Here is a 9,392-nt window from a genome sequence, read left to right on the forward strand (position 1 = left end):
GGATTTGGCCATTTTTTATGATTCTTTTCGTTGAATAGCTCGCTATTCGCCTCAAATAATCATAAAAACTGTCTCAAACCGGACTTTTTCTCGCTACGGTCGGCTAAGTCCGACAGACTCCTAGAACAGGAATATCTGAATCATCTGGATATACTCACGCTCAACAAAATCAAATTAGTGTTTGATACTCAGGACAATACTCTGAGATTTTCTTTTCAAGAGAAAACGTTCATTGTTTCCGAGTTCAGTGACTCTGAGCTTTCAGAACCTCATCAATCATTCCTGATGCCTGCGGTCTCATTAATGCCGGAAGTGCTCCAACTCGTTGTTCAGTTGATACAGTATCTGAATGAACACCCTATCGGTATGGCAGAAACAGAGGCCTTCCCCGGCGGAACACTTGAGCAGGTTAATCTGAATGAATACTTTGTACTCCCCGGCATTGCCCTGTTCCCAACTTATCTGAACACAAGCTTCTGCAAAGATAGCAGCCATTGCGTCCCTCTCAGCCAATACGCCTGGCTGGTCTATTCAGGGCATGGGAAAGCGGCCATTATTGGCGACCCTTATCAACCCGACGAGCCTATGGATGGTAGAAAAGGCAAGAATAATAAAGGCAAAAAAACAGTCTATTCGCCAGCCCCTGCGAGCTATACCAACTTCCGGGTAGGGAACACCGGCAATGGAGGACTGGGGATTGGTGCTGGAGGTGAAGGGAATGATCCGCCGGAAAGAGAAACCGATTACTCCAGAACCCCTCCTTCCGACAGGAATGAGTTTGAAGAAAATGATGAAGTTAATTTCCAATCTCCTACGGATGACGAAGCGGAAGAGCAAGATGCGCAGTCAAGATCTGACCGGGAAAGATCGGGAGATGCCAGGCTGACACGCGACGCCGTTCAAGGCAGAAGAGGAGGGAGGCAACTGTTGGACGTTGTGGGTGTTGTAGAAACTCAAAGTTCAGGGGCAGCATTACCAAGACCGCAAGCGCCATCAGAAACAACGGTCGTTCCTACCCAGGTTCCTCCTGAAACAGAGACAGTCGTTAACACTTTTGACACAAGTTCCTGGTTACCAGGCAGTCACGAAGAACCAGAGATCAATACGGGTCCTTCAAACAGAGGGCAGTTCCCGAAAGGTATGTCAGCCAGAGAGCGAGAGTTATATATCAATATTGACGACATCTAAGCCTCAGTGTCGTCTTCATCCTCTTGCTCTTCTTCCTCCTCTTTTTTTTGCCGGGCTCGACGCTCGGTAAGCTTTCGGGACTTACTGCGCTTCTTCTTGCTTTTCTTTGTGGTTTTCCGAGACCTTAGATTACGAGCAGATTCCGGCCCCCCTTCTTCATGAGGGACTATAGGCTGATACTCATCCTCTCCCTGTTGAGTGCCTTTACCCTGGTCATCTGAGCTTTTATTGGGGTTTTCGCCATAATCCAGGGCAGTAGAAGTAGAAGATGGATTGATCTTCAATGGCTTGGCTTCCTTGCTGACCTATAAAATCAGTTTACCGTGAAAAATCGGTCATCACCAAGAATGACGAAAGATTACATCCATCACTCGTTCACAAAGAAGGAAAGTGCCATCAGTCTATAAGCCACCAGCTCTTTGTCAGAGCTGGATATAACGCAGGGAGATGTCGTATTTGTTCAGGAAAGATGTGGCCAGTTCTTTTTGAGAAGACTTGGTAGGTTGTTCCACCATAACAGCTTCTTCAATGGTATCTTCCGGGTTGTGCAGCAAGGCCAGACGCCAGTTTACTGCCGCAGACTCCATAGCTGTAATCCCAGGATTAAAGGCCGCATTGGCTCCATAACGCCCAGTCACAATACGTCCACTCTTCAGCCTGAGCGCAATTCCGGCACGGCTCTGGCATACCGGAGCATAGCTTTTGGAAGCAGCAAACAGAGCGACTTCTGCCAACTCATCACCTTCCATTTCTGCAGGCAGTTCCAGCGGATAATTCAGATCACACATCAAGGCTCCGTCTTCCATGCCCAGATCAGCGGGACCAAAACGATCCGGAAGCAGATCACCAATAGAATAGTGCTGAGCCGCACCTCTGGCATTGCTGTAAACGATCACTTCCAACTGATCAACTCGACATAACTCATTCAGAAACTGTCGGCAGTGGCCACAGGGGGCTTCATTCACAACAAGACGCTTCAGACCTTGCTCACCCCGATGCCAGGCATTCACTACCGCAAATTGCTCTGCATGCACAGTCGCTTTCAAAGGTTGGCCGGTAAATTCAAGATTGGCACCCAGATAAAGAGCACCAGATAATCCTTCGGCGACTACACCTACTCGGAAGTCTGAAATTTCGGCCACACTCAGGGAGGCTGCCACGGGCAGTAACTGGATCATGACCTCTTCCAGCGAGAGGCCCAGAGCCGCTTTTAATTCCTCGACCTGAGCAGCATCGAGCTTACCCAGTTGCGCAGGGATCTTCTCAAGAAGAGGGGCAGCAGAGGCGGGAAATTCGGCGATTTTTTGATTAAAGTCTGAAGTGGTTTGCATCGCTATTACCGCAGCAATGATGTATGGAAAACAACCATACCGCAATCTGGATTTCTTTCCACCCAGAAATTGCGCTTACCCCTGTTTCTCCAGCGAATACCTCTAAGTGGGTATATTGAACGATAGTTTTATTTTCTCGACTGCAGACAGCTATTTGCAAAGAGCAGCAAAGGCTCTAGTCTATGCTGTCTATGTTCTGTCTACCGGCACTATCATTCATCACATGCAACAAAAGCCTATCGTCATTTTCGACTCCGGAGTCGGGGGTCTCAGCATTTACCAGAAAATCAGGGAGCAACTTCCGTTTCTGTCCGTGATCTACTGTTCTGACAGTGAAGGTTTTCCTTATGGCCCCAAGCCAGAAAATGATGTGGTTGACCGAACTCTGCATTGCCTGACACGGTTGGTGGAAAAGTTTCAGCCAGCCCTGGCCATCATTGCCTGTAATACGGCCAGCACCATTTCACTGCCCAAAGCCCGGCAGTTACTGGATATTCCTATTGTTGGCGTTGTGCCTGCTATCAAGCCCGCCAGCCAGACTTCACAAAAGCGCTGTATAGGACTTCTGGCAACGCCAGGCACCGTTGAGAGAGATTACACTCATCAACTGATTCATGAATTTGCAGGCGATTGTGAAGTGATTCGTGTAGGTAGCAGTGAATTAGTGCATCTGGCCGAACAGCATCTGCGCGGTGAACGTATAAACCCTACAAATCTGAAAAAGATTATTGAGCCTCTGTTCCATGGCAATAACTGGCCAGACTGCATTGTTCTGGGTTGTACCCACTTCCCACTGGTTCAGGAACTTCTTGATTCCGTCGTACCGGCACCCGTCACCTGGGTTGATTCAGGAGAAGCCATTGCCCGAAGAGTCGCTAACTTGCTGGAAGAACATCACTCCCATCATGAAGGGCCCGTTGAACATCGTTTCCTATACACCGGCTCAGATCAATCCATGACGTCTCTGTTTCCGGCTCTGGAAGCCATGGATTTTTCAGAAATTGCCTGTCTGGATACCTGACGGACAAACGCCTGACTTAGGAGCCTGACCGAGAATAGACAGCCCGGCCAGGCTCTGGTCTGCGTATCAGAGTTCTCTGGCCTGATAATAAGCCACTTCGGAAATGTTGTGATATTCCACCGACTGTTTGCGAAAAGCATCGTAGGATTCATAGATCCGTTTTGCCTGCTCACTATCACTTCGGGTTTCAGCCACAACTTCTTCAGAAATCGTCTTCAGCTGTTTTAGCACATCATCCGGAAGCTTCTTCAGCTGCACATCATGCTCTTCAACCAGTTGCTTCAGAGCTGCGTTATTTCGGGCAGTATACTCATCGATCATATCCTGATTCACAGCACGGGCAGCGGTGCTGACGATAGCTTTCAGGTCAGCAGGCAAAGCATTCCATTTATCCATGTTTACAGTGAACTCAAGCATGGTGCCTGGCTCATGCCAGCCTGGATAGTAGTAATATTTTGCTGCTTTATAGAGCCCAAAAGCCAGATCATTGTATGGACCTACCCACTCAGTGGCATCAATGGTTCCTGTCTGAAGCGCGGTGAAAATTTCGCCCCCCGGTAAATTGACAGGCACGCCTCCCAAACGCTTGAACACCTCTCCACCCATGCCAGGAATACGCATTTTCAGACCTTTCAGATCTTCCAGAGAGTTGATTTCCTTGTTGAACCAACCCGCCATTTGAACCCCGCTATTGCCCCCGGCAAAAGGCTTGAGATTAAAGGGCTTGTAGAGTTCATCCCAGAGTTCCTGACCACCACCATAGTGAATCCAGCTGCTGATTTCCTGAGCATTCAACCCATAAGGTACCGTGGCAAAGAACTGGGCAGCAGGCTCTTTTCCTTTCCAGTAATAAGCACCGCTGTGGCCCATGTCGGCTGTGCCATTAGAGACCGCATCGAACACTTCCAGGGGGGGAACCAATTCGCCACCGCCGTAGACTTTAACCGTAAGACGACCGTCGCTCATCTCGTCGACCAGTTTGGCAAAACGCTCAGGTCCCATGCCCAGACCGGGAAAGTTTTTCGGCCAGGAGGTTACCATTTTCCATTCGTAGGTTTTGGCTGGCTCGACAACCGCTGCAGAAGTCGATGTTGCAGAAGATTCTGGCTCACCACAGCCAGCAAGAAGAGACGCTGTTGCAGCCAACCCGATGGATGCAAGAAAGTTACGGCGTTTCATGGCCCTACCTGTGTGTTGTTGTTTTTATTATGTGATCACAGACTCAGCCCTACCTGGCAGAACCTGTCGTAGAAGATAGTAGGGAGTTATTGAATCCGGTACAACTATCTGCGCTCAAAACCTCACTCTATATCGGTCCAAATAATCCCCTGAAGAATGCAGAGCAGGTCACTCCCAGAAACAAAGGAGGTAAGCTGAACGCCAGAACCAATGCGCCCATAGGCATGCACGCCAAAGATGAAAAGAGGTAGCAACTGCAGACTGTCCCAAACCCACCTATCCCCATAGACAGTAAATTGCCAAAACCAAAGCTGGCAGGCTGTTGCTCAGGATTTGTTTTCCCTCTTTTTCTGGGTGGTACTGGAGGAGGCACAGGAGGTGTATCTGTGTTCAGAGACTGTCTCCGGGGAGGCGGCGTAGGAGGTGGACCAGAATAGGGTGGTGGTCTGGTAGACGATGTAACTCCATGCATGACTCTCACCCCCTGTTCTAATCCTTTAGAAACTGAGAAAACACTCAGTGTTAAGGGTTAGACAGGGCGATTTTATGAAAGTTCCATACGTTTTCTCCGGAGTCTGCCGAACTTATGCGCTATTGCGTAACTTCAGCAGCCCCTTGAAACACAGTCAACTTATAGTGGGCTCAGGTTAGCGTAAGCCATCATCAGCCATTTTGCGCCTTCCGAGTCAAAGTTAACCTGTACTCTGGCTTGGCTGCCATCCCCCTCATAATTCAGGACGACGCCTTCACCAAAAACATCGTGATGGACACGCTGACCTAAAGCCAGCCCATGATCCTGTGATGCCGGAGCCTGACGAACGGAAACCGGACGGGTAATGGATCCACCCAGGCGCACCTCCTGCAGCAACTCTCCCGGGATTTCCCGAATAAAGCGGGAAGGGCGATTCATGGTGTCGTTGCCATAGAGTCTGCGATTTTCTGCATAGGTGAGATAGAGCTTTTCCATTGCCCGGGTAATTCCGACATAACAGAGACGTCTTTCTTCTTCCAGATTGCCTTCTTCCAGTGACATCTTGTGAGGGAACAACCCTTCCTCCAACCCGGCAAGAAACACTAACTGAAACTCCAACCCCTTGGCAGAGTGCAGAGTCATCATCTGAACACTGTCAGTGAACTGGTCAGCCTGGTTATCTCCCGCTTCCAATGCAGCATGAGCCAGAAAAGCATCCAGAGGAGACATTGCCTCAGTTTCTTCATCCAGATCCATGTCTTCAATGTCAAACTCACTGCAGGCGGTCACCAGTTCTTCCAGGTTTTCAACCCTCGCCCGACCTTTTTCCCCTTTCTCTTTCTGATGATGATCAATAAGACCCGAGACGGATATGACATGGTCAGTCAGTTCACCCAGATCCAACTCATCGCCAGAAGTGTTCAGGCTTTCAATTAACTCAACAAACTCACCCAGTGAGCGGCCTGCTTTTCCACCTATAACACTGGCCGCAACAACACTCTTGATGGCTGCCCATAAGCTCAAGCCCTGTGACCTGGCTGTTTCACGGAGTTTTTCAACCGTTTTTTCGCCAATGCCACGGGTAGGAATATTGATGACTCGTTCCAGAGAAGTGTCATCATTAGGTGAGCTGGCCAATCGGAGATACGCCAGAGCATTCTTGATTTCAGCCCGCTCGAAGAAGCGCTGTCCGCCATAAATCCGATAGGGAATAGAAGCTCTCAACATAGCTTCTTCAAGAATACGGGACTGGGCATTGGAACGATAAAGGATGGCCATATCACTGCGAGCCATACCTTGTTCAGAGGCCTCGCGAATCCGATCCGTAATAAATCGCGCTTCATCCATTTCATTGAAGCCGGCATAGAGCTGGATAGGCTCTCCCTCATTGCCATCCGTCCAAAGCTCTTTACCCAGCCTGTCCGGATTATTGGCAATCACCGCATTGGCTGCGCGCAGAATATTGCTGGTAGAGCGGTAATTTTGCTCAAGACGAATGGTTTCTGCCTTCGGAAAATCTTGTGAAAACTGTCGTATGTTCTCAATTCGAGCGCCACGCCAGCCATAAATGGACTGATCATCATCACCGACAATCATCATTTTGTCCTGATCGCCCGTCAGAATCCTCAGCCAGGCATACTGGATGGCGTTGGTATCCTGAAATTCATCCACCAGCAAGTATCGGAAGCGTTCCTGATAGTGCTGAAGAATGTCCGGCCTTTTCAGCCAGAGTTCGTGTGAACGCAAGAGCAGCTCACCAAAATCAACAACACCTACCTGATTGCAGTACTCATGGTAGGCTCGATAAACATCTAACATGGTTCTTTCGAACGGATCATAGCCAGGATCAATATAATCAGGCCTGAGTCCTTCGTCTTTTTTGCTGTTGATGTACCACTGTGCCTGTCTGGGCGGCCACTTTTGCTCATCCAGACTCATCGCTTTCATCAACCGCTTGATCACCCTGAGCTGATCATCGCTGTCGAGAATCTGGAAGTTCTCAGGCAGGCCAGCATCCTGATAGTGTGTTCTTAGCAGCCGGTGAGCCAGTCCGTGGAAAGTTCCCACCCACATACCACGGGGGGGAATTCCCAGTAATTCTTCTATACGGCCCCGCATTTCTGCGGCCGCTTTATTGGTAAACGTCACTGCCATAATGGAGTAGGGTGACATGCCTTCAACCTGAATCAGCCAGGCAATACGGTGCACCAGTACCCGGGTTTTACCACTGCCAGCACCCGCCAGAACCAACAGTGAACCAGGAGGACTTGTGACCGCCTGTCGCTGGGCATCGTTCAGGGAGTCAATGATAGGGGTTACGTCCATAGACAGAATTCTTTCCAGCTAAATGATTACTATGCAGTCCGACGCTCAATCGGGAACTGATAAATTGTACAATTTTCACCGTGAAAAATATTTTGCTTTGCGTTTTTTCATCGTCAAAGGTGACGCAAACTATTTTTCTTTGCTCATGGCAATTTTTCAGTGCCTGACAGTGTAACGAATCCTGTTGGTAAGGAGTATTTAAACTGTGACTCAGTGACTTGATACTCTGCACAACAACACCGAGAATAAGCATCGTTCGAACCCAGTAAAGAAGTGTTGAATGGGTATTCATAGCCAAGAACAGAAAAAACATATTCGCTTCCCGGCTCGGGAAGTGCCTGTCTATACCCGGAAAACGTCTGATACCGGCCGATCGATACCCTCTGCTTCCACCAGCTCTGCCACAGGCTACAAACATATGGTGGCCGCTTCACTGGTTTGTCTGATCGGGATGTTCTATGCCTTTCCTGCCAGTCTGATTCCAGTCAATTTACTGCAATGGGCTACCTGTTTTGCACTGTTCAGTCTGCTGACAACTCCTCCTGCCTGGTTGAGTTTCAGATGGATCAAGGCTGCTGACAACAGGGTCCTTAAAGCTCTTGGGCTTGGCCTTTTTACAGGTCTGGCTCCGGTCTGGACACTTTCACTACTGACCACTCAGCAACTCTTTATTATTCCACTGATTCTTGTCTCTCTTGCTGCATTCGCAAGTCATGCTTTTTCTGAACGAAAGAGCAACGCAATGGCCTATAGCCTTGGCCTGACATTGCCTTTTGCCGGCTTCTTCCTGATCAATCAGGAAGCACTGGATCTCATCTGGTTTATTGGCTGGGTACTGGCTCTGGGACTTATTTTCAGCGCTACTTTACTAAGATCTGAAAATACTCGCTCAGTGAATAAAACGGATTCCAGTACTCTCAAAACCGATCTGGCGACAGCCATACAGAACGCTAATCTGGAAGTTCATTATCAACCCAGATACCAGTTAAAAGATCGGAAAGTTACCAAAGTAGAAGCATTGGTTCGCTGGCATCACCCGGAACAGGGATACATTGAGCCAGAACGAATCATCACTCTGGCTGAAGAACTTGGTTTGATTCACGAACTGGGAATACAAGTGCTCACTGCCGCCTGTCAGCAGCTGCAACAATGGCAGCAGCAGGGAATTAATCTGCAGGTTTCAATCAACCTTTCGGTATCTCAGCTGATGAGTGAAGAGCTGTACGACGCTGTGATCACCATTCTGAAAAAAAAGGGTATTAAAACTACAAACCTTGAGTTTGAGCTCACAGAGTCTCAGCCCATCTCTTCCATGACCCTGGCGGTAGAAAAGCTGAATGCGTTTAAGCAACTGGGCATCCAGATCAGTCTGGACGACTTTGGATCAGGTTATGCCACACACCGCTACCTCAGTGAATTACCGCTGGATGTTCTGAAGATAGATCGCAGCCTAATGCTTAATCTGGCGACCGATACAAAGTGTCAGGCCATTGCCGAATCCTCCATTGCGATGGCACACAAGCTGGGCTTGAGCTTTGTTGCAGAGGGTGTCGAAGACGCCCAGTCGTTGGATCTTTTATCCACCTACCACTGTGATGAAGTACAGGGAAATTACATTTGTCCGGCTCTTCCCAGTACCGAGCTCACCCCTAAACTCCTCAAAGGCATCTCAATTTAACCTGTACAGGCAGCCACCCCATGTAGTAAAACTACAAAAGAGGGCTTTAAAAAGGTCCCGGGAGTGTATTGCCCTAGGAGCCTGTCGGACTTACCACTGACCTACTGCGAAAAAGCCGGATTTGGCCATTTTTTATGATTCTTTTCGTTGAATAGCTCGCTATTCGCCTCAAATAATCATAAAAACTGTCTCAAACCG

The 9,392-nt window shown here is 48.8% G+C and carries 8 protein-coding genes; 4 read left to right on the plus strand and 4 right to left on the minus strand.

The genetic code is table 11. The annotated features are described in order from the left end of the window. Positions 1-177: 177 nt before the first annotated feature. On the plus strand, positions 178-1,188 hold the full coding sequence (locus tag ACR2PX_RS25545; RefSeq protein WP_434002175.1) for a hypothetical protein: 1,011 nt from the start codon (positions 178-180) through the stop codon (positions 1,186-1,188). Here the strand turns inward: ACR2PX_RS25545 and ACR2PX_RS25550 are convergent. Beyond that, a complete protein-coding gene (locus tag ACR2PX_RS25550; RefSeq protein ID WP_434002176.1) occupies positions 1,185-1,472 on the minus strand; it encodes a hypothetical protein in 288 nt (95 codons plus the stop codon). The two genes, ACR2PX_RS25545 and ACR2PX_RS25550, sit on opposite strands and share 4 nt — an antisense overlap. Before the next feature lie 138 nt (positions 1,473-1,610). Beyond that, a complete protein-coding gene (cdd, locus tag ACR2PX_RS25555; RefSeq protein WP_434002177.1) occupies positions 1,611-2,519 on the minus strand; it encodes a cytidine deaminase in 909 nt (302 codons plus the stop codon). A gap of 115 nt (positions 2,520-2,634) precedes the next feature. Here cdd and murI point away from each other — a divergent pair, with 115 nt between their 5' ends. Then, entirely contained in the window at positions 2,635-3,540 is a 906-nt protein-coding gene (murI, locus tag ACR2PX_RS25560; RefSeq protein ID WP_434002178.1) for a glutamate racemase, read from the plus strand. A 66-nt stretch (positions 3,541-3,606) separates the two neighbouring features. On the opposite strand, the gene ACR2PX_RS25565 is transcribed toward murI, so the two are convergent. Further along, positions 3,607-4,719, minus strand: coding sequence for a TRAP transporter substrate-binding protein (locus ACR2PX_RS25565; protein WP_434002179.1), 1,113 nt, complete (start codon positions 4,717-4,719; stop codon positions 3,607-3,609). Positions 4,720-4,808: 89 nt separating this feature from the next. On the opposite strand from ACR2PX_RS25565, the gene ACR2PX_RS25570 reads away from it, so the two are divergent. Continuing rightward, a complete protein-coding gene (locus ACR2PX_RS25570; RefSeq protein ID WP_434002180.1) occupies positions 4,809-4,970 on the plus strand; it encodes a hypothetical protein in 162 nt (53 codons plus the stop codon). A gap of 380 nt (positions 4,971-5,350) precedes the next feature. On the opposite strand, the gene uvrD is transcribed toward ACR2PX_RS25570, so the two are convergent. After that, positions 5,351-7,516 (minus strand): DNA helicase II, encoded by a 2,166-nt coding sequence (gene uvrD / locus ACR2PX_RS25575; RefSeq protein ID WP_434002181.1) that lies wholly within the window; start codon positions 7,514-7,516, stop codon positions 5,351-5,353. 280 nt (positions 7,517-7,796) lie between these two features. Here uvrD and ACR2PX_RS25580 point away from each other — a divergent pair, with 280 nt between their 5' ends. Further along, complete coding sequence (locus tag ACR2PX_RS25580; protein ID WP_434002182.1) at positions 7,797-9,194, plus strand: EAL domain-containing protein; 1,398 nt, start codon at positions 7,797-7,799, stop codon at positions 9,192-9,194. Positions 9,195-9,392: the final 198 nt, after the last annotated feature.

It is taken from the genome of Endozoicomonas sp. (assembly GCF_051008435.1).
GTDB lineage: Bacteria > Pseudomonadota > Gammaproteobacteria > Pseudomonadales > Endozoicomonadaceae > Endozoicomonas_A.